The following is a 20,193-nucleotide window of genomic DNA, read 5'->3' on the forward strand; positions in this document are numbered from 1 at the left end:
CGCTGGGTCATCACCGGCGCGCTCACCGTCAAGCCCGAGCGGGGACGGCGGCGAAGAATAAGAGCGCCTGCGGCGCTGCGGCACGATCCGCAGCACCGGGAACAGCTTGCGAACAGAAAGAGACGCCGATGTCCGATTCCCCTTCCGTCCTCGACGAGGTCGAGGTCCTCGATCGCGTCCAGGCCCCCGCCGGAGAAGGCCGCGAGATCCTCGACGCCGCCACCCGCGAGGTGATCGGGCGTGCACCCGTGCACACCGTGGAGGACCTCGACGACGCCATCGCGCGCGCCAAGGCCGCCCAGCCGGCGTGGGAGGCCCTCGGCCACCCCGCCCGCCAGGAGCTGCTGCTGAAGGCGGCCGACGCGATCGACGCGAACGCCGAGGCCCTCGCGCGCATCCTCTCGCGCGAGCAGGGCAAGCCCCTCAACGGCCCGGGCGCCCGCTTCGAGGTCGGCGCGTGCTCGACATGGCTGCGCTCGGCGGCGAACACGCCGCTCGACCCCGAGGTGCTCGTCGACGACGAGTCCGGCCACGCGACGCTCATCTACAAGGCGATCGGCGTCGTCGCGGCGATCGGCCCGTGGAACTGGCCGCTCATGATCGGCATCTGGCAGATCGGCCCGGCGCTGCGCATGGGTGACACCGTCGTGGTCAAACCGAGCGAGAACACGCCGCTGAGCGTGCTGGCGATGCTCGCGATCATGAACGAGGTGCTCCCCGCGGATGTCCTGATCGGCGTGTCGGGCGGGCGCGACGTCGGCGCGCGGCTGGCGGCGCACCCCGACATCGACAAGGTCATGTTCACCGGCTCGACGGCGACCGGCCGCAAGATCATCGAGGGCTCCGCCGGCAACCTCGCCCGCCTCACGCTCGAGCTCGGCGGCAACGACGCCGGCATCGTGCTGCCCAGCGCGGACCCGCAGGCGATCGCACAGGATCTCTTCTGGGGCGCGTTCATCAACACCGGCCAGACGTGCGCGGCCCTCAAGCGCCTCTACGTGCACGACTCGATCTACGAGGACGTCATCGCCGCCCTCGCCGCCGTCGCGGAGCAGACGCCGATGGGCCCGGGGCTGGACGAGGACAACGTGCTCGGCCCGCTGCAGAATCCGCAGCAGTTCGACATCGTCAGCCGCCTGGTCGAGGATGCCAAGGCCAACGGCGGCCGCATCGTCACGGGCGGCGCGCCGGCGGCCGACCTCGGCGACCTCTTCTACCCGATCACGATCGTGGCCGACGTCGCCGACGGCATCGCCCTCGTGGACGAGGAGCAGTTCGGTCCGGCCCTGCCCGTGGTCCGCTACACCGACGTCGAGGACGCCATCGCCAGCGCGAACCGGCTCGACGTGGGCCTCGGCGCCTCGGTGTGGGCCGGCACGCGCGAGGAGGCGCTGTCTCTGGCGACCCGCATCCAGTCGGGCACCGTGTGGATCAACTCGCACGGCGGCCTGCACCCCCAGGTGCCCTTCGGCGGCGTGAAGTCGTCGGGATACGGCCTGGAGTTCGGGGCCGAAGGTCTCAAGGCGGTGGCCGTGCCGCAGATCATCAACGGCTGACACACTCCAGGACGAAGGGAACAACGATGTCCATCAAGACAGCGATCGTCGTCGGCGCAGGCTCTGCGGGTGCGGTCGTCGCCCGCAGGCTTATCGACGCCGGCGTCGAGGTGACGCTGCTGGAAGCAGGCGGCGAAGACACCAATCCGGCGATCCACGACCCCGCCCGCATGGGCGAGCTGTGGCACAGCGCGGATGACTGGGACTACTACACGGTCCCCCAGGAGCACGCGGCCGGGCGCCGCCTGCACCTGCCCCGCGGCAAGGTGCTCGGCGGGTCCCACGCGCTCAACGCCATGATCTGGGTGCGGTGCCCTCCGGCCGACTACGACAACTGGGCAGCGCTCGGCAATGAGGGCTGGGCCTGGGACGACGTGCTACCGGTGTACAAGGCGATCGAGGACTTTTCGGGCGGCGCGTCCGACCTCCACGGCGTCGGCGGCCCGCTTCCGGTCACCGACGACTACGAGCTCGCGCCGATCCAGGCGTCGATCCTCGATGCGTGCGTCGAGGAGGGCCTCGAACGCAACCCTGACTACAACGGCGAGAGCATCGACGGCGCGTCGCAGCAGCAGGTGACCATGAAGGACGGCGTCCGCGCCAACACCTGGACGACCTACCTCAAGCCCGTCCGCGATCGTCTGACGATCGTCACCGGCGCGCACGTCCACTCGGTCATCGTCGAGGACGGCACCGCCGTCGGCGTCCGCTACCGCGCCCAGGGCGAGGACACCGAGCTGCGCGCCGATGAGGTCGTCCTCGCCGCCGGCGCCCTGGACTCCCCCGCGATCCTGCTGCGCTCGGGCATCGGTCCGGCGGCGGAGCTCGAGGCCCTCGGCATCCCGGTGATCCTCGATGCGCCCGCGGTCGGCAAGAACCTGCACGACCACTTCCTGTCGCCGGTCATCTTCACCACGACCGCGAAGAAGGTGGGACCGCCCGCGCCGGGCACCTCGGTGACCCAGAGCCACCACTTCTGGAAGAGCCTGCCCGAACTCGAGGTGCCCGACACCCAGCCGATCCACTTCTCGGTGCCGATGTTCAACGACTACCTCGAGCCGATCATCGACGACGGGTTCTCGCTGATGGCGGGGATCGTCAGCCCCAAGAGCCGCGGCAGCGTGACGCTCTCGGGCCCGGGGCTGGACGACGAGCTGCTCATCGACCCCGCCACGATGGAGGACCCGGAGGACGTCCGCTCGATGGTCGCGTCGGTGGCCAAGTGCCGCTCGATCGGCCGTCAGCCGGCGCTCGCCGACGAATGGGGAGCCGTCGAGGTGTACCCCGGCACCGACGTCTCGGACGACGAGCTGGAGGACTGGGTCCGCCGCACCGTGGTGACCTATCACCACCAGGTCGGCACGTGCCGCATGGGCGTCGACGACGAGGCCGTGGTCGACCCGCGTCTGCGCGTGCGCGGCATCGACGGGCTGCGCGTCATCGACGCGTCGATCATGCCGCAGGTGACGACGGGCAACACGAACGCGCCGGCTGTGCTCATCGGCGAGCTCGGCGCGCGCTTCCTCATCGAGGATGCCGCGCTCGTGCCCGCGGCGGCGACGACCGCCTGAGGCCGCACGCCGACAAGGGCCGGGATCCTGAGGATCCCGGCCCTTGTGGCGATACCTCATTCGCGCGCCCTGCACCTGCACCCCACCCACCGCTATGCCAGTCGGACCTCCGGTGGTTCGCGCCGAGGTCGGTGCTCATGCCGTTCGCACTTCTTCGGCGTGTGTCGCCGCGCCGAATGCCCAAGCGATCGGATGTATCAGCGCCGGCTCCTCGCGCCTCTACTCCGCATGGACAAGAACACCGGCGGTGTCGAACCGCCTCTCACCGAACGCGCACTCCGCAAAGCAGAACTGAGCATCCGGCGCCACGAGGCCGCGCCTCCGACGCCGATCACGGCGAGCTTCGACATCGCCACCGATACCCACGGCAAGCCGAAGGTCGCCGTCGAACAGACCGCGGACGGTCGATGGCGCGTGAACGTGTCCGTCGCTCGCGCTCGGACGGCTCTGATCGAGCGCGCGGCGCCGGAACTCGTCCGGGTCACGAAGCGGAAGCTGACGGCAGGTCTGTCACGCATGAACCCCGACGAGCTCGCACCCTCCATTCCCGCGGACCGCGACGATGTCGCGATCACTCCGAAGCTGCCGAAGGGGCTGCGGGGCGTTCGGGCGTTCAGAGACGACCGCGACATCCGGCCGACGACCGTCTTCAACCCGGATGGGCGATGGGTCTACTACGACGAGCACTATCCCTGGCGCTGCGTGGTCCGCATGACGCGTCCATCCGGGTGGAGCGGCAGCGGCGTGCTCATCGGGCCGCGGCACGTGCTGACAGCGAGCCACTGCGTCGACTGGACGCCCGGCTGGCTCCGCGTCGACGTCCTCTACACGAACGGCAGCTCGCTGGCGGCCGCGTACGGAACACACGCCTACTACGCCCAGAAGGTGACCGCCGCCAACTACAGTTCCACGAACATGGACGACGACTACTCGGTCATCGTCCTCGATCAGCGTCTGGGCGACACGTACGGGTGGTTCGGCGCGCGCACGTACTCGGACTCGTGGGATGACGAGGTGCTCCCCTGGCGCAACATCGGGTACCCCCAGGACTTCAGCTGGACCGGCGAGCTGGCGACATACCAGCGCGACTTCGCGCTTGACGAGGACGACTTCGACTCCGACAGCGGAGGGCGAGTGCTCCTCAGCGACACGTTCGACAATTGGCCCGGTCAGTCCGGCAGCCCCGTGTTCGGCTTCTGGTCGGACGGCCCATACGTCGTCGGCGTCACATCGGGTGAAAGCAGTGCGAACAACTTCGTCGCGGGCGGCGAGCGCCTCACCGGTCTCGTCCGTCGGGCAAGGCAGGATCACCCGTAGCGGCATCCCGTCCAAACGACCAGTCGAGGCGAAGACTCCGACCCCGGCTGGAGTGTCGACGATCACACGATGCTCATGCGCTCCAGAGCCCGTAGGCGGCATGCCGCTTGCGGGGATTGCCCGCACCGAGAAGAAATCGAAGGAGGGCCCGGCGTCCCCCGACCCCGGACCCTCCTGCTTCGCGTGCGCGTCAGCGCAGCGAGTACCCGCCGTCGATGAGCAGATCGGTGCCGTGGCAGTAGCCGGCCTCATCCGACAGCAGGTACAGCGTTCCCGCGGCGATCTCCTCGATGGCGGCGAACCGCCCCGGGACCGTGCCCGGCAGCCACTGCGGATGCATCGCGGTGTCGGCCTCGAGGAACGGGGTCGACACGTACCCCGGCGAGACGGTGTTCACCCGCACGCCGCGCGGGCCCCACTCCACCGCCAGCGAGCGCGCCATCGCGGTCACGCCCGCCTTGGCGGTGTTGTAGGCGACGGTCTTCTGCGGCACGTTGACGACGCGATTGCCCGACATGGACGCGATCGCGACCATGCTGCCCGTGCGCGCCGTGAGCATGGCCGCCGAGAACGCCCGGAGCGTCAGGAACACGCCGCGCAGGTTCACCGCGATCACCGCATCGAAGTCGTCGATCGCGACCGTCTCGGCCGGCGCGTCGGCGCCGCGGATGCCGGCGTTCGCCACGACATGGTCGATGCGCCCGTCGGTGGCGGCGAGCACTTCGGCGGCGGCGGCCGTCACCGACAGCGCATCCGCGACGTCGCACTCGACGAACTCCCCCGGCCCGCCGGCTTCGAGGTCGAGGCCGAACACGCGCGCGCCCTCGTCGAGGAGGGCCTGCGCGATGCCGCGGCCGATGCCGCTGGTCGTCCCGGTGACGGCCGCGACGCGGCCGTCGAATCGCCCGCCCACGCCTAGGCCTCGAGTGCCCGGGCGACCGGGACGGTGTCGGTGATCTGCTCGAACCCCGTGACCGCGCCGTCCTCGAGGCGCCAGATGTGGGTCACGCGTGCCGTGAAGGGGCGCCCGGTGACGCGGTTGGTTCCGGAGTAGGTCCCCAGGCCCACGACGGTCGAGCCGCCGTCGATGACCTCGTCGATCGCGAGCGTGAAGCCCTCCCAGTCGGCCTGGATGCGGGCGAAGACGTTCTCGGCGACCGCCTGCGGGCCGATGTACGTGCCGGCGTAGGGGAATCCCGCCGCCTCGGTCCAGCGCACGTCGGAAGCCAGCGGCGCCAGCATCCCCTCGATGTCTCCCCGGTCGGATGCCGCGTAGTGCGCGCGGATGATGTCTGCGTTTCCCATGTCTCTCCTGTCAGACGGGCTGGACGTCGGGGTAGACGACCGCGCCCAGGGGGTAGATGTGACCGCCCGCGCGCGAGTGCTCGGATTCGCCCTCGCCGTTGAGGCCGAGGAAGATGCCGGTGGTGCGCAGCTGGTAGCCGAGGTCGTGGAGCCACACGCTCGCCACGGCGATGCGGAACTCGCGGAAGCAGAACAGGTAGAGCCCGTCGGCGAACTTCCACACCGTCGACAGGTCCGTGTCGCCGTGACCGCGCTGGACGCCCTCGATGCACTGCCAGCTGTAGCGCTGGCTCGACAGGTACACGTGCTCGTACAGGTGGTGCGGGCTGTAGCGGTAGACGTTCCGCTTGCCGATCAGGTCGCGGCTGGGGCCCGGCACCTCACCGGTGGGCTCGCCGCCGTTGGTGACGCCCGCCCAGAAGCGCTGCGTCACCTGCGGGGTGCCCTCGACGGCCTCGTCGGAGATGTGGCTGAGGATCACCATCGCGCGGTGGGTCGTCGTGGAGTAGATCAGCGTGATCGCGGAGCGCTCGCGGCTGGTCAGGGGCAGGTTGACGAACACGACGTCGTCGCGGACGGCGACGGCGTCATACGGGTCGACGGTGCCCTCTGCGGCCTCGATCGCACCGGAGGCCTCCCACGTCACATGGTCGTCGGCGAAGGTCAGGTCGATCTCGGTCCCGTCCTCGAGCGCGACCGAGATCGCGCGTCCCGCCAGCGGGACGTTCGGGAGGCGGTAGGTGTCGATCCCCGCGGCGAACTCGTCGTACGTGCGCCATTCGTCGAGTGCGGGGTCGGCTGCTGCCAGGTCGGTCATCGGTTTCCTCCATCGTTCATTCGGGGATCCAGGACGGCCTTGAGGACGCCGTCCGCGCGCGATTCGATGCGATCGAACGCGGTGGCGACCTCGTCGAGGCCGAAGCGGTGGGTGACGAGGTCCTCGAACGGGAACCCGTCGCGGGCCAGGAGCGCGATCGCGGGCTCGAAGCCGCCCGCCGACAGGAAGCTCGGCAGGACGTCGATCTCGCGCGTGAGAAGGTCCTCGTCCGCGAACAAGCCGATCTCGACGTGCGCCCCGCAGGCGCCGGCGAGCACGGCGCGCCCGCCGCGACGCACGAGGCGGACGGCGTCCTGCTGAGCCGAGGCGACGCCGGCGATCTCGATCGCGACATCGGGCAGGCGGCCTGCGAAGGCCTCGCGGACGGCTCCGAGCAGATCATCGGTCTCGCGCAGGTTGACCACGGCGTCGGCGCCGAACGCGCGGCACAGCTCGAGGCGCGAGGCGCGGGTGCCGATCGCGACGACGCGGCCGGCGCCGGCCGCGCGGGCCGCGGCGACCGTGAGGATGCCGACCGGGCCGGGGCCGATCACCACGACGTCCTCGCCCGGGGCCACCCGTCCCCGCGCGATCGCGCGGTGCGCGACCGCCAGCGGCTCCACCAGCACCGCGCGCTCCCACGGCAGCTCCGCCGGGAGTCGGTGAATGACGGCCTCCTGGGGCGCCCACAGGTACTCTGCGTAGCCGCCCCACAGGCCGGGGGCCTCGGTGCGCGGGATGTTGACGCCGTATTGGCGACCGCGGTCGAGCCCGGTGGCCATGTCGTCGCGCTCGCACAGGTTGTAGCGGCCCTCGCGGCACCGCGCGCAGGCACGGCACGGCAGCAGCATCTCGACGGCGACGTGGTGGCCGATCGACAGCCCGCGCGACGCGGCCGCACGGTCTCCGAGCGCAGCGACCTCTCCGACGAACTCATGGCCGGGGACGAGCGGGAACGGGTCGCCGATGTGGCCGGCGAGCAGGTGGAGGTCGGTGGCGCAGATGCCCACCAGGGCGACGCGGATCACGACGTCGTCCGGGCCCGGTGCGGGCACCGGCTGGCTCTGCAGGGTGATCTCCCCGATGCGGGGGAAGACGACCTGTCTGCTCTGTGCGATGTACTCGGTCACGTCTGCGGGACTCCTCACGCGCATCCGCCGCCTGTGATGCGGAGCGCTCATCCATGCTGTTCGCAGGCGCGCCCCGCCCTCAATCGCCGCGACGGCTTCGCGCAGGGAGAGTCAAATCCTCTGCCCGCACCGGCAAGGGCGGCTGCGCAGGCGGCACGATCGGGCCGTGGTCAGGCGTGCGCGACGGGCAGGCCTGGCCCGCCATCGCGCGGAATCACGCGGAAGGTACGGACATCATCCGGCCGTGTCCCGCCGGATGCAACCGCTCAGTTGGCGGCGCGGTAGACGCTCGGCGACACCGAGAACGCGGTCTTGAAGGCGCGGCTGAAGTGGGCGGCGTCGACGAAGCCGGCCCGTGCGGCGATCTCGGCGACCGAGCGCTCGGCGAAGAGCGGATCGACCAGTTCGCGGCGGGTCTGCTCGAGGCGTCGCTCGCGGATCCAGGTCGACACGGTCTTGCCCTGCTCCTGGAACAGTCCGTGCAGGTGCCGCGTGGAGATGAAGTGCGCGGCGGCGATCGAGGCTGGGCTGAGATCGGTCGAGCCGAGGTTCTGGTCGATGTAGCCGCGGATGCGGTGGAGCAGTTCGCGATGCGGATCGGCTGCCGCGGCGCGGTCCAACCCCAGTTCGCGACTGAACACGGTCGTGACGAGGTCGAGCGCGCTGTGGACGAGCCGCGTGCCCGTGGGTCCTGCCAGCTGGTCGAGGTTGACGGCCAGCTGGCTGAGGAAGGGTGTCACGACCGGCGCAAGCCCGGCGTCACCGGCGATCCGGACCGCCGTCATCTCGCCGACGAGCTCGGGCGGAAGCGTGAGGAAGTGCCGCGGGAACATCACGACGACGGCGCGGAAGTCCTCTTCGAAGGCGAGGGTGTAGGGACGGCTCGTGTCGTAGACCGCGAGATCGCCAGGACGCAGCGCCGCCTCACGCTTGTCCTGCACCAGCAGGCACTGACCGGCGAGCATGAGGCTCACCTTGAAGTAGGGCTGATCCCCGCGGGCGATGAGGCCAGGAGTGCGCTCGACGACGTGATCGGTCGCCCGGATGTCGGTGATGTGCACCTGGTCGGCCCCGGCGGCGCGCATGAGTCCGCGGAAGCGGTCGGGATGGTCGCTGCTGATCTGGAGCGGCACGAAGGAATCGCTCACGGCCGCGCGGAACTCGCTGATGTTCCTCGCGACGTTGGTCGCAACGGTCTCGGACGTCATCGTCGCAGTCATGGGCGTCATCACCTCAAGCTCGGGTGATCCACATCATATACGATCGAGTGCCCGTGGGCCAGAAAAAAGTCGGGACCCGTCCGGCTGACAGCGGACGGGCCCCGATCGGCAGAGGCCGGTCAGCCCAGGTACGCCTGGCGCAGCATGGCGTCGTCGGCCAGCAGCTCGTCGGGCGAGCCCTGGTAGGACACGTGCCCTCCGGTGACCACGAGCGCGCTCTTGGCCACTCCGAGCGCGAGGTGGGCGAACTGCTCGACCAGGAGGACGCCGACACCGGATGCCGCGATCTGCTCGATCGTCGGCATGAGGCGCAGGAAGACCACGGGCGCCAGCCCCAGTGACATCTCGTCCAGCAGCAGGTACTTCGGCTTCGATGCGAAGGCCCTCGCGAGGACCACCATCTGCTGCTCGCCGCCCGAGAGCAGCACCGTGGCGTTGTCGATGCGCTTCTCCAGCTCGGGGAACAGCGCCAGCGCCTCGTCGAAGTCGGCGCGCGTGCGGGCCGTGAGCTTGAGGTTCTCGCGCACCGTGAGCGAGGGGAAGATCATGCGGCCCTGCTCGACGTGCTTGATGCCGGCGAGCGAGCGCTTGCGGCGCGAGAGCTTCCGCACGTCGCGGCCGTCCATCGTGATGTCGCCGCTGACGGTGGTCACGACTCCCGAGACCGCCTCGAGCAGGCTCGTCTTCCCGGCGCCGTTCGGGCCGACCAGCGTGGTGATCTCCCCGGGCGCGACCTCGACGGACACGTCCGAGATGACCGGTCCGATGCCTCGGCGCACCGTGACGCCTTCGAGAACCAGGCTCATGACAGCATCTCCGTCTCTCCCATGTAGGCCTTCAGGACCTCCGGATCCGACAGGACCTCCTCCTGGGGTCCCGCGGCGAGGACTTCGCCGAAGTTCAGCACGACGAGGTTCGAGCACACGCTCCGCACGAGGTCGAGATCGTGCTCGATGATGAGCAGCGTCACGCCGAACAGCTTCGGGACGGCCCGCAGACGGTCGGCGAAGGCCACGTGCTCCTCGTGCGACAGTCCGGCGGCGGGCTCGTCGAGCAGCAGCAGCTCGGGCCCTGCCGCGACGCCCGCGGCGACCTCGATGAGCCGGCGTGTCCCCACGTCGACGACCTGCAGCGGCGTTCGCGGGTGCGGGCAGCCGAACAGGCGCAGCACCTCGTCGATGCGTTCGGCGTCGGCGCCCGCGCCGGCGACGAACCGCATGTAGGCGCCGACCGTCATCGTGGCCGGCACACGGTCCTGCTGGAACGTGCGGCGCAGCCCCGCGCGGGCGATCTGATGCGGCGCGAGGACGTCGAGCTCGCGCCCGGCGAGCCGCACGGTGCCCTCGTGGTGGGGCAGGAATCCCGTCAGCGCGTCGATGAACGTCGACTTCCCGGCTCCGTTGGGTCCGATGAGGCCCAGGATCTCGCCTTCGTGCAGCTGCATGCGCACGTCCGACAGCGCGGTCACGGCTCCGAAGCGCACGGTGAGCCCTTCGACGTCGAGCAGCACGCGATCGGATGCCTGCGGCAGGTCGGCCCCGAGGGGTTCGAGCGATGCGAGCGTCGAGTCGCCGTCCGCGCCGCCCCGGCGACGGCGGCGCCGGATGAGGGCGTTGCGGATGTCGTTGCCGAGGTTGGAGTTCGTCGTCAGCGCCTGGATGCCGAGCGCAGCATATGCGATGCTCGCCCACTCCAGGGGGATGCTGAACTGCTTGAAGATCTCGGGGATGAGCACGAACAGGATGCCGCCCAGCAGGGCCATCTCGAGCAGGTGCGCCCCGACTGCGATCGACAGCACGTAGAGGCCGAGCGAGTTCAGGGTCTGGAAGGTGATGTAGTTCGCGGTCGTGATCTGGCCGACGATGAGTCCGCCCGCGATGCCGCCCAGGAACGCGCTCACGGTGAACGCGCTGAGCTTGGCCATGGTCACGCTCATGCCCGCCGAGGCGGTGCCGCGCTCGGAGAACGCGACCGAGCGCCACGCGGCGCCCCACCGGCTTCGCTGCAGGTAGAACACGCCGATCGCGAGGATGACGACGACCGCGACGACGAAGAAGAAGTACGCGCGGTTGCCCGTCAGGTCCCCTGCCCCCGGGATGCCGAACGGACGCTGGACGCGGACGTTCGTCCACTGGTCGGGGAACGACACCTTCTGGAGCGTCATGTCCATCGCCGCCGCGACGCCGAGCGTGACCACCGCGAGGTTGACGCCGCGCAGGCGCAGCGCCGGAAGCCCCACGACGAATCCGAGTGCCGCCGCCGCGATGCCGCCGACGATCATCGCGACGATGAAGGCGACCCCGCCGAGAGCGTCGGGGAGGCCGGTCTGGGTCATCAGGAAGTCCAGCACCCAGCCGCCGACGGCGGCGAACGAGAGCTGGCACAGCGCGATCATGCCGGCGGTGCCGGTCACGAGTCCCAGCCCCATGAGCGAGACCATGGCGGTGAGGACCGACGTGGCGATCAGCAGCCAGTAGTCGGGCAGGGCGAAGCCGAGTCCGAGCGCGACGACGACGGAGCCGAGTGCGATCGCCCACGGCGTCCACGTCCTCCCCTCCGCGGGGCGCACTGCGCCCGGGCCGACGGCGGTCGTTGTCGTGGTGTGCACCTCAACGGGCGACATCCCACACCTCCTTGCGCTGGTTCCACAGCAGGAACAGGACGATCACCAGCAGCGGCACCCAGTCCCGCAGCAGGGTGATCTCGGGGAACGAGGTCAGGACGCCCTGCAGGGCGCCGACCAGCAGACCGCCGACGATGGTGAGCCAGAGGTTCGAGAACGCTCCGACCAGAGCCGCGGCGGCCGCGGGGATCAGCAGCACGATCATCGAGGTCGCGCTGGCGGCCTGGGCGTTGCCGACGACCGAGATGAACAGGCCCGACAGCGCTCCGGCGGCGGCCCACACCATCAGCTGCAGGCCCTTGACGTTCACGCCGAGCAGCTCCGCGGCGGTCTGGCGGTCCGAGATCGCGCGCAGGCGCACCCCGAGCGGCGTGAGCTTGAGCACGACCGTCGCGAGGGCCGCCACCGCGATGGCGAGCATCAGCATGAGCGCGCCGACCTTCGTGACCGCGATCGTGCCGACGTTGAACAGCGGACCGATCACGAGCGGCGGATTCGCCTGGGGGCGGGTGCCGAAGACGATGAACGACAGCGACATCAGGCCGAGGAGCGTCGCGACGGTCACCGCGGACCGCGCCGTCGTGCTCGACTCGCCGAGCCACGTCGAGATGACCCACCCGAGCAGGCACGAGATCGCGGCGCTGGCGAGCATCGCGATGATCACGATCGCCCAGTCGGGCAGCCCCAGCGGCACGAAGCGCAGCGAGAGGTAGGCGCCGAAGACGCCGACGGCGACCTGCGAGAAGTTGATCACGCGGGTGAGCGTGGCCATGAGCGTGAGCAGCACGCCGAAGACGGCGAAGAGGGAGCCCGCGCTCAGGCCGACGACGAGAGAACCGAGGATGTCCACGTCACTCCTTCGTTGTGGCGGTGTCGGATGACCCGGTGCGCCGCGGGGATGCCGCGGCGCACCGGGTCGGGTGCCGACCGGTCAGCTGCCGGCCGGGACGGTGGTGTACTCCCAGCCGAGCTCGTCGCCGACCAGGAGCGGGCCGAGCGACTCCCACTCGTTGGTGCCGGCGCGCAGCACCACCGGGTAGGCGGCGTTGTTGGGCTGGTGGAACTCCGCGTCGCCGAAGATGTACGGCGCCTGCGCCATCGGCGAGTCGATCGGCTCGGTCATGCCCTTGGCGGCGGCGGTGAAGCTCTCACGCGTGATGTCGCCGTCGATGGACTCGAGGATGTCGATGAAGTACTTCGCCGCGAGGTAGCCGCCCTGCGAGAAGGAGGTCTTCGGGACGCCGTGGGCGTCCATCGTCTCGGACCAGTCGGCGACGGCCTCGATGCTCATGTCGCCGTAGGGCGCCCACTCGGCCGGCAGGTAGATGTCGCCCCCGTAGGCGGCGGATGCTGCGAACTGGTCGGAGTACGCCGACGTCAGTACCAGGAACGGCAGCGAGATGCCCTGGTTGGCCGCCTCGCCCAGGAACCCGAGCACGGCGTCGCCCACCTCGTTCATGAAGACGGCGTCGCACGTCTGCCCCTTGAGGTTCGAGACGTTGCCGGCGTAGCTCGCCTGGCCGCGCACGAGCGATGCGTCGAGGTAGGCGAGCTCGTTGCCGGTGGCCGCGCTCCACGACGCGAACGCCTGCTCGTAGGCGGACTTCGCGGCCGCCTCGTCGGGGACGATCACGGCGCAGATGTTCTCGAAGCCGAGCTCCTCGGACCCGTAGGTGAGTGTGGCGAAGGCGTCGAAGAAGGGACCGGTGTTGGTCGGCGCGATGTTCGGCGTGGCGAAGCAGTACGGGTCGACGCCGGTGCCCTGGATGGACACGATGCCGTTGTCCTCCCACGTGGCGTGGTTGACGGCGCAGTCCAGCAGCGACGAGCTGCCGACGAGGGCGACGGCACCCGACGACAGCGCGTCCTGCGCGGCGGTCGCCGAGGCTGCCGGGTCGGTCTTGTCGTCGAAGACGTCGTACTGGATCGGGCGGCCGTCCAGGCCCCCCGCGGCGTTGTAGTCGTCGAAGACCGCCTGCACCGCCTGCGGCGCCTCGGGGAAGAACGTCAGGCCGCTGAGAGCCGCGACCGTGATGGGCTCGCCGGTCGCGGCATCCGAGCCACCGCCCGTGTCACTGGACGAGCAGCCGGCGAGGGCGAGTGCGGCGACCGCGACGGCTCCGGCCGCGGCGAGCATTTTCCGTGGGATGTGCATGTGTGTGCCTCTCAGGTGAGCGCGGGACGGCAGCGTCCCGGGGGCGAATCGGCATCGATCTGAGCCCAGGCTAGAAACAGAGCGCTCCCGCCCCTTGTCCTACGAGGAACAGCACTTGACTTCGCGGGAACGCTCGCCGTTCCCGCCGAAGATCACGCCCGCACGCCGCTCCACGACAGCACGGCGCGGGGGCGCCCGATCGGTCAGTCCTTGATGTCCGAGACGAGGCGGATGTCGGTGGAGGCGATGCGCTGCGGCTCGCCTGCGAAGGCCGCGGCGCGCGCGTCCGAGGCCCTCCACGCCGCGTCGAGCTCCTGGAACGCCTCGGCGTCGCACTCGGCACTGACCGCCCACAGGAACTCGTTCGTCTCGCGGATGCCGTACGCGAACTCGATCGCGAAGCCGGCCGCGGGCCGGGCATCGGGCATCCACTTGTCGTACCACGCGAGGAAGGCGTCATACTCCCCGTCGACGAGGGTGTAACGGCGCAGCTGGATCGTCTTCATACCCCCATCCTGCCCCGCGCGGGCTCGGCTAAGATCGACATGTCCGGCGCAGGGGTGCGCCGGTGCTCGAAAAATGGGCACGCAGCCGCGCATCGCAGCGCGCGCGAGACACATACGGCCTCATATCCGTCCCTGTCTCGGAGGACTACTGCATGCCCACCGTCTCCGCGCACGTCGCGCTGACCCTCGCCCGCCACATCGACCACGTCTTCGGGGTCATGGGCAACGGCAACGCCTACGTGCTCGACGCGCTCGAGCGCGCCACGCGCGTGCGCTTCACCGCCGTCCGCCACGAAGCCGGCGGCGTCGTGGCCGCCGACGCCTACCACCGCGCCTCCGGGCGTCTCGCCGGCGCGACCGCGACATACGGCGCGGGCTTCACCAACACGCTCACCGCCCTCGCCGAGGCGGTGCAGGCGCACGTGCCGCTCGTCCTCGTCGTGGGCGACGAGCCCACGTCGGGACCGCGTCCGTGGGACGTCGACCAGATCGCCATGGCCTCGGCCGTCGGGGCGCGCACGTACACGGTCGGGCGCACGGATGCCGCGGCCACGACGATGATCGCGATCGAGCACGCCCTGACCTACCGCGTCCCCACGGTGCTCGCGGTGCCCTACGACGTGGCCCGCCTCGACGCGGGCGACGTGCCCGAGGTCCCCGAGCCCCGCCTTCCCCCTCCCGTCGCCCCCGCCGGAGCCTTCGCCGCTGGCGCGATCCGCGAGATCGCGGAGGCGCTCGCGGCCGCCGAGCGGCCGCTGCTGCTGGCCGGACGAGGGGCCTGGATCTCCGGCGCCGGCGACGCGCTGGGCGGCATCGCGGACGCCACGGGCGCGGTGACCGCCTCGACCGCACTCGGGCGCGGGATCTTCCCACGCGGCGAGTACGACCTCGGCGTCACGGGCGGATTCGGCGCGGCGGGGGCGATGGCCCTCGTGCGCGAAGCGGACGTCGCGGTGGTGTTCGGGGCGTCGCTGAACCAGTTCACGATGCGCTTCGGCGAGCTGTTCGCCCCCGGGACGCGCGTGTTCCAGGTCGATGTGGCGCCCGCGGCGACCCACCCGCACGTCGGGGGCTTCGTCCGCGGCGACGCCGGGATCGTCGCCCGCCTGATCGGCGACGAGCTGCACCGGATCGGCGCCCGTCCCAGCGGCTGGCGCGAGTCGGTCGATCTCGCACCCCTGCGGGCCTACCACCCGGGCGACGGGGTCGCCGCCGACGGACGCCTGGACCCGCGGTCCGTCGCGACGCGCATCGGCGAGCTGCTCCCCGACGACCGCGTCGTGGTGTCGGACGGCGGGCACTTCATCGGCTGGGCGAACATGCACTGGCCGGTCGCGTCGCCCGACCGCATGATGATGGTCGGCACCGCGTTCCAGTCGATCGGACTCGGGTGGCCCTCGGTCCCCGGGGCCGCGCTGGCGCAGCCGGACGCGACCATCGTGCTCTCGACCGGCGACGGCGGCGGCCTCATGGCGCTCGCCGATCTCGAATCGGCGGTGCGCGTCGCGGGCGGCCGGGGTGTCGCCGTCGTCTGGAACGACGCCGCCTACGGGGCCGAGGTGAACCTCTACGGGCTGAAGGGGCTCGCGCGCGAGCCGATGCTGATCCCGCAGGTCGACTTCGCCGCGCTGGCGGCGGGCGTGGGCGCCGAAGGCGTCACGGTGAGCACGATCGAGGACCTCGAGCGCCTCGCGACGTGGACCTCCGAGCCGGTCGCGAGGCGGCGCTTCCTCGTGCTGGACTGCCGCATCTCGGGCGACGTGATCGCGCCATACCAGCAGGAGATCATCCGCGTGAACTCGTGACGGCATCGGCGGGAGCGTCGTATCACGCCCGCGCCCGCCGGGGAAGCGCCCCCGCGCCGGCGGATGCGTCTGCCACTCTGGCGGAATGCAGAGAGACGTCACGAGCCGCATCGTCCTGAATGTCACCGAACCGGCCGAGCTGGTGCTGTCGGTCGCCGTCGCACGCCAGTACGCGCCCGCCGACGAGTCGCTCGTCGTCACGCTCGGCGGAGAGCCGCTCGAGGTCTCGGAATGGGAGGACGCCCACGGCACCCGACTGCATCGCGTCGCGCCGGGGGTCGGCGAGCTGATCGTCGAGTACGCGGCACGCCTCGACGGCCACGCCGCTCCGCTGGGGGGCGAGCCCGTCGATCGGGTCGTCTACAGTCGGCCGAGCAGATACGCCGAGTCGGACGCGCTGGCGCCGACCGCCGCCGCCGAGTTCGCTGATCTCGAGGGCAACGCGACGCTGCTGACCGCGGTGTCGTCGTGGGTCGGCACGCGCCTGGCCTACGTGCCGGGCTCGAGCCTGCCGACCGACGGCGCCCAGCGCACCCTCCTCGCGCGCAAGGGCGTGTGCCGCGACTTCGCGCACCTGTGCGTCGCTCTGCTGCGCGCGACAGGGGTGCCTGCACGGCTCGTGTCGGTCTACGCGCCCGGGCTGGACCCCATGGACTTCCACGCCGTCGCCGAGGCGTGGATCGGCGGCGCGTGGTGCGTGGTCGATGCCACGACACTCGCGCCCCGCCAGACGCTGGTGCGGATCGCGACGGGGCGGGATGCCGCCGACACGGCGTTCCTCACGATCCTCTCCGGCCGCACCGAACTGGTCGACATGACGGTCACGGCGGTCGCCGACGATCTGCCGACCGACGACCTGGATCGTCTCGTGTCGGTCTCGTGACCGTCTCCCGCCCACGTGGCACAGTGGTCGCATGAGGAAATGGGTGGTCCGGTTCGCGTCGCTGCTGGTGTTCAACGTCGTCGTGCTGCTGCTCATCGGGTGGTTCACGCCGGCCCGCGTGGGCTGGTCGGCGCTGTGGGCGGGCATCGTGCTGACGGTGATCGCGATCTGGATCAAGCCGCTCGTGCATCGCTGGTTCGCCTCGATGGCCGCCAAGTCCGCCCACCAGCGCACGAAGGCCGGCGAGAAGCTCGTCGAGTTCATGCTCGCGGTGGCGGTGGCGTTCCTGGTGTGGGTGGCCACCGTGCTCCTGTCTGGCGTGAGCGTCGGGGGCTGGTTCTGGGGCTGGATCCTGCCGCCGGTCCTCCTCCTCATCGGCTGGGCGATCTACGACGCCGTCGACGACCGCATCGAGGGGCACGCGGGCGACCTGTACGACCGAGCGCTCGGACGCGAGGGGACGGATGCCGCCGCCGCGGCATCCGTCACTCCCGAGGCCGCCGCCGGCCGCCGCGAGCTGAAGGACGGCCTCACCGACGAGCAGCGCCGCATGCTCGACGACCTCGGCAACGGCTGAGCCTCCTGGAACGGCATCCGAAACTCGGATCCGCACGCAAAACTCGGATCAGGTGCGCCCGACGCTCCGAATCGCGGCTGATTCTCCGAGATTCGGACTCCGCGGACGCCGACGGTCCAGCCACGCGTAGGCCGCGAGCTTCACCTGGTCCTCGACGAGGAACCACAGCAGCGACCAGCCCCACACCACCCCGATGAGCGCCCACGGCAGGGGCGCCATGAGGAATCCGGTCGCCGCGATGATCGTGGCGATGATCTGGGCGATCACGACGGCGCCCAGCAGGAGCCACGACGGCCCCGGGCTGGTCCAGAACCGGCCGCGCGTGCGCGCGACGAAGACCGTCAGGTGGCCCGACACCGACAGCTTCAGGAACACCATCGTCTGGATCACGAGGAGCCCGGCCGCGCCCGACAGGCCGAACACCGTCCACGCGAGCCACATCAGCCCGAGCGTCTCGATGACGCCGACGGTGCCGAGGCTGCCCGACACGGTGAGGACGCTGCGCATGTCCCAGCGCACCGGCTTGTCGGCGCCCTTCGCCCGGTCGTAGGCGATCGACAGCAGCGCGCCGTCGTTGAGCAGGGCGAGGATCACGATCATGATCGCCGACACCGGCCGCACCCCGAGGGCGATGACCGACACCGAGACGAGCAGGAGCACGCGGATCGTCTCGGCGATGCGGTACACGGTGTAGCTGGTCATGCGGCCGAAGATCTCGCGGGCCAGCCGGATCGCCGAGACGATGACCGACAGGCCGGGCTTGAGCAGCACGACGTCGGCGGCGGCCCGCGCCGCATCCGTCGCCCCCGACACCGCGATGCCGGCGTCGGCCTGCTTCAGGGCGGGGGCGTCGTTGACGCCGTCGCCGGTCATGCCGACGATGTGGTCCCGCGACTGCAGGGCGCGCACGATGAGGTACTTGTGCTCGGGGAACACCTGGGCGAAGCCGCCGGCCTCCTCGACGAGGTCGGCCGTTTCGTCGGGCACGGCGGTCTTCGCGTCGACGGACTCCGGCAGGCGCCGGGCGTCCTGCAGGTCGCCGGGGATGCCGACCTGTCCGGCGACCTCGCGCCCGATCGCGAGGGCGTCGCCGGTGATCATCTTCACCTCGACCCCGAGCGCCCGCGCGTCGCGGATGGTCTCGGCCGAGTCGGGGCGCGGCGGATCCGCCAGCGGGAGGACGCCCAGCAGCGACCACGGGGCGTCCGGTCCTTCGGCCGCGGCGACGGCCAGCGCCCGGTCGCCGTGCGCCGCGAAGCCGGTCACGGCCTCTTCGGCGGCCGTCCGGACGTCGGCATCCGTCGTCTCGCACAGCGAGATGACCGCCTGCGGCGCGCCCTTCGTCACGCGCAGCACCGAGCCGCCCGACGTCTCGTACTCGGCCTGGGTGCGCTTGGTGACGGGGTCGAAGGGCGTGAACGCGGTGCGCCGGTACGCGTCGAGCCCGTCCGGCGCCGCCGCCACGGCAGCGGCGTCGATCGGGTCCTTGCTGCCGGGCTGGGTCGCGAGAGCCGCCGCGCCCAGGATCCGCTCGGCGGAGACATCGGGCGCGAGCCAGGGCTCGCCGACGGTGATGCGGTTCTGCGTCAGCGTGCCGGTCTTGTCAGAGCACAGCACGTCGATGCTGCCGAGCTCCTCCACCGCCGGCAGATGGCTCACGACGGCGCTCTGCGCCGCAAGCTGCCGCGCGCCGACGGCCATCGTGACCGACAGCACGGCGGGCATGGCGACCGGCACCGACGCGATGATGACGACGAGACCGAAGTCGATCGCCGACAGCCAGCCGCTCCCCCGCAGCAGCGACACCGCGGTAGTGAGCACGACGAGCACGAGCGCTGCGTAGATCAGCAGCCGCCCGATGCGCAGCACGATCCGCTGGACGTGGCTCGTGGTGCCCGCCGACGCCACGAGCGCCGTCGTGCGGCCGATGTAGCTGGCGGCACCGGTCGCGATGACCATGGCGTCGGCCTGGCCGTGCACGAGCACGGACCCGGAGTACAGCTCGTCGCTGTCATCGCGGGCAACCGGCAGGGATTCCCCGGTCAGTGCGGACTGGTCGACCGAGACGTCCTCCCCGTCGAGGATGCGAAGGTCGGCCGGCACGATGTCGCCGAGTGCGACGTGGACGACGTCGCCGACGACGAGCTCGGCGACGGGCACGTCGGTCCAGGCGCCGTCGCGGCGCACGCGCGCCGACGTCGCCAGCGTCTTCTTCAGCGCCGCGATCGTGTCGGCCGCCTGATGCTCCTCGTAGAACGCCACGAGCCCGTTCATGACCAGCAGCGCCCCGATGATCGCAGCATCCGGCCAGTGCCGCAGGACGAGCGACAGCACCAGCGCGATCTCGATGAGCCACGGGATGGGCGCCCAGAAGTAGCCGAGGAACACCAGCACGGGGTTGCGGGCGGTCTCTTCGACGGCGTTGGGGCCGTTGCGGGCGAGCCGGTCGGCGGCCTCGGCCGCGGTGAGCCCCTCGGGGGCGGAACCCAGCCGATCCGGCAGGTCGCCGAGGGGGATTCGTACGAGGTCGTCGGGAGCGAGCTCGGTGTCCGTCATGCGCAGGTCCTCCGATTCTCAGGCCGGAAGGCGTGGTGCGCGTCGTCGCCACGTCTAATCCCCACGCTACGCGCGCTCGCCGGCGGCGCCAGGGACGTCAGTCCCCTCACGGCGAAGCCATAGGCGCCGCACGGATTCGTGGCGCGAAGCATCCGTACGGGCTCCGAGATTC

General features: G+C 70.9%; 17 protein-coding genes. 6 read left to right on the forward strand and 11 right to left on the reverse strand.

The window, feature by feature from the left end:
* The first annotated feature begins 128 nt into the window (after positions 1-128).
* From P0L94_09465 to P0L94_09475, 3 genes are all read left to right on the forward strand, one after another.
* Positions 129-1,556, forward strand: coding sequence for an aldehyde dehydrogenase family protein (locus P0L94_09465; GenBank protein WES62687.1), 1,428 nt, complete (start codon positions 129-131; stop codon positions 1,554-1,556).
* Between the two features lie 26 nt (positions 1,557-1,582).
* Positions 1,583-3,127 (forward strand): GMC family oxidoreductase N-terminal domain-containing protein, encoded by a 1,545-nt coding sequence (locus tag P0L94_09470; GenBank protein ID WES62688.1) that lies wholly within the window; start codon positions 1,583-1,585, stop codon positions 3,125-3,127.
* A gap of 228 nt (positions 3,128-3,355) precedes the next feature.
* Entirely contained in the window at positions 3,356-4,444 is a 1,089-nt protein-coding gene (locus P0L94_09475; protein WES62689.1) for a trypsin-like serine protease, read from the forward strand.
* A gap of 190 nt (positions 4,445-4,634) precedes the next feature.
* Here P0L94_09475 and P0L94_09480 read toward each other — a convergent pair whose 3' ends face one another.
* The 10 genes from P0L94_09480 to P0L94_09525 form a co-directional block, all read right to left on the reverse strand.
* On the reverse strand, positions 4,635-5,357 hold the full coding sequence (locus tag P0L94_09480) for an SDR family oxidoreductase (GenBank protein WES62690.1): 723 nt from the start codon (positions 5,355-5,357) through the stop codon (positions 4,635-4,637).
* A gap of 2 nt (positions 5,358-5,359) precedes the next feature.
* The gene (locus P0L94_09485; protein ID WES62691.1) at positions 5,360-5,749 is read right to left on the reverse strand and encodes a nuclear transport factor 2 family protein; all 390 of its coding nucleotides are present in this window, start codon (positions 5,747-5,749) and stop codon (positions 5,360-5,362) included.
* Between the two features lie 10 nt (positions 5,750-5,759).
* On the reverse strand, positions 5,760-6,566 hold the full coding sequence (locus tag P0L94_09490; protein WES62692.1) for a MoaF C-terminal domain-containing protein: 807 nt from the start codon (positions 6,564-6,566) through the stop codon (positions 5,760-5,762).
* The gene (locus P0L94_09495) at positions 6,563-7,696 is read right to left on the reverse strand and encodes an alcohol dehydrogenase catalytic domain-containing protein (protein WES62693.1); all 1,134 of its coding nucleotides are present in this window, start codon (positions 7,694-7,696) and stop codon (positions 6,563-6,565) included. Before P0L94_09495 ends, P0L94_09490 begins: the two co-directional genes overlap by 4 nt.
* 266 nt (positions 7,697-7,962) lie before the next feature.
* The gene (locus P0L94_09500) at positions 7,963-8,925 is read right to left on the reverse strand and encodes a helix-turn-helix domain-containing protein (GenBank protein ID WES62694.1); all 963 of its coding nucleotides are present in this window, start codon (positions 8,923-8,925) and stop codon (positions 7,963-7,965) included.
* Between the two features lie 110 nt (positions 8,926-9,035).
* Positions 9,036-9,722: an ATP-binding cassette domain-containing protein gene (locus P0L94_09505; GenBank protein ID WES62695.1), complete on the reverse strand. Its 687-nt coding sequence runs from the start codon at positions 9,720-9,722 to the stop codon at positions 9,036-9,038.
* The gene (locus P0L94_09510; protein WES62696.1) at positions 9,719-11,539 is read right to left on the reverse strand and encodes an ATP-binding cassette domain-containing protein; all 1,821 of its coding nucleotides are present in this window, start codon (positions 11,537-11,539) and stop codon (positions 9,719-9,721) included. The genes P0L94_09505 and P0L94_09510 overlap by 4 nt, the downstream gene beginning before the upstream one ends.
* A complete protein-coding gene (locus P0L94_09515; protein WES62697.1) occupies positions 11,526-12,389 on the reverse strand; it encodes a branched-chain amino acid ABC transporter permease in 864 nt (287 codons plus the stop codon). The genes P0L94_09510 and P0L94_09515 overlap by 14 nt, the downstream gene beginning before the upstream one ends.
* Before the next feature lie 81 nt (positions 12,390-12,470).
* Positions 12,471-13,694, reverse strand: a complete 1,224-nt coding sequence (locus P0L94_09520) for an ABC transporter substrate-binding protein (GenBank protein WES62698.1) — start codon at positions 13,692-13,694, stop codon at positions 12,471-12,473.
* 203 nt (positions 13,695-13,897) lie between these two features.
* Positions 13,898-14,200: a hypothetical protein gene (locus P0L94_09525; protein WES62699.1), complete on the reverse strand. Its 303-nt coding sequence runs from the start codon at positions 14,198-14,200 to the stop codon at positions 13,898-13,900.
* A gap of 152 nt (positions 14,201-14,352) precedes the next feature.
* On the opposite strand from P0L94_09525, the gene P0L94_09530 reads away from it, so the two are divergent.
* The 3 genes from P0L94_09530 to P0L94_09540 all read left to right on the forward strand — a co-directional run bounded on the left by P0L94_09530 (position 14,353) and on the right by P0L94_09540 (position 17,465).
* The gene (locus P0L94_09530; protein ID WES62700.1) at positions 14,353-16,005 is read left to right on the forward strand and encodes a thiamine pyrophosphate-binding protein; all 1,653 of its coding nucleotides are present in this window, start codon (positions 14,353-14,355) and stop codon (positions 16,003-16,005) included.
* A gap of 85 nt (positions 16,006-16,090) precedes the next feature.
* Positions 16,091-16,888 (forward strand): transglutaminase family protein, encoded by a 798-nt coding sequence (locus tag P0L94_09535; protein WES62701.1) that lies wholly within the window; start codon positions 16,091-16,093, stop codon positions 16,886-16,888.
* A gap of 31 nt (positions 16,889-16,919) precedes the next feature.
* Positions 16,920-17,465, forward strand: a complete 546-nt coding sequence (locus P0L94_09540) for a hypothetical protein (protein WES62702.1) — start codon at positions 16,920-16,922, stop codon at positions 17,463-17,465.
* A gap of 48 nt (positions 17,466-17,513) precedes the next feature.
* Here P0L94_09540 and P0L94_09545 read toward each other — a convergent pair whose 3' ends face one another.
* Positions 17,514-20,021, reverse strand: a complete 2,508-nt coding sequence (locus P0L94_09545) for a plasma-membrane proton-efflux P-type ATPase (GenBank protein WES62703.1) — start codon at positions 20,019-20,021, stop codon at positions 17,514-17,516.
* Between the last annotated feature and the right edge of the window lie 172 nt (positions 20,022-20,193).

The organism is Microbacter sp. GSS18, from assembly GCA_029319145.1.
Classification (GTDB): Bacteria; Actinomycetota; Actinomycetes; order Actinomycetales; family Microbacteriaceae; genus Microbacterium.

Coding starts and splice junctions, on each gene's coding strand:
- P0L94_09525 (WES62699.1), bottom strand. CDS start 14,200: ATGAAGACGATCCAGCTGCGCCGTTACACCCTCGTCGACGGGGAGTAT.
- P0L94_09540 (WES62702.1), top strand. CDS start 16,920: ATGAGGAAATGGGTGGTCCGGTTCGCGTCGCTGCTGGTGTTCAACGTC.
- P0L94_09475 (WES62689.1), top strand. CDS start 3,356: ATGGACAAGAACACCGGCGGTGTCGAACCGCCTCTCACCGAACGCGCA.
- P0L94_09520 (WES62698.1), bottom strand. CDS start 13,694: ATGCACATCCCACGGAAAATGCTCGCCGCGGCCGGAGCCGTCGCGGTC.
- P0L94_09490 (WES62692.1), bottom strand. CDS start 6,566: ATGACCGACCTGGCAGCAGCCGACCCCGCACTCGACGAATGGCGCACG.
- P0L94_09530 (WES62700.1), top strand. CDS start 14,353: ATGCCCACCGTCTCCGCGCACGTCGCGCTGACCCTCGCCCGCCACATC.
- P0L94_09470 (WES62688.1), top strand. CDS start 1,583: ATGTCCATCAAGACAGCGATCGTCGTCGGCGCAGGCTCTGCGGGTGCG.
- P0L94_09545 (WES62703.1), bottom strand. CDS start 20,021: ATGACGGACACCGAGCTCGCTCCCGACGACCTCGTACGAATCCCCCTC.
- P0L94_09535 (WES62701.1), top strand. CDS start 16,091: ATGCAGAGAGACGTCACGAGCCGCATCGTCCTGAATGTCACCGAACCG.
- P0L94_09500 (WES62694.1), bottom strand. CDS start 8,925: ATGACGCCCATGACTGCGACGATGACGTCCGAGACCGTTGCGACCAAC.
- P0L94_09485 (WES62691.1), bottom strand. CDS start 5,749: ATGGGAAACGCAGACATCATCCGCGCGCACTACGCGGCATCCGACCGG.
- P0L94_09465 (WES62687.1), top strand. CDS start 129: ATGTCCGATTCCCCTTCCGTCCTCGACGAGGTCGAGGTCCTCGATCGC.
- P0L94_09505 (WES62695.1), bottom strand. CDS start 9,722: ATGAGCCTGGTTCTCGAAGGCGTCACGGTGCGCCGAGGCATCGGACCG.
- P0L94_09510 (WES62696.1), bottom strand. CDS start 11,539: ATGTCGCCCGTTGAGGTGCACACCACGACAACGACCGCCGTCGGCCCG.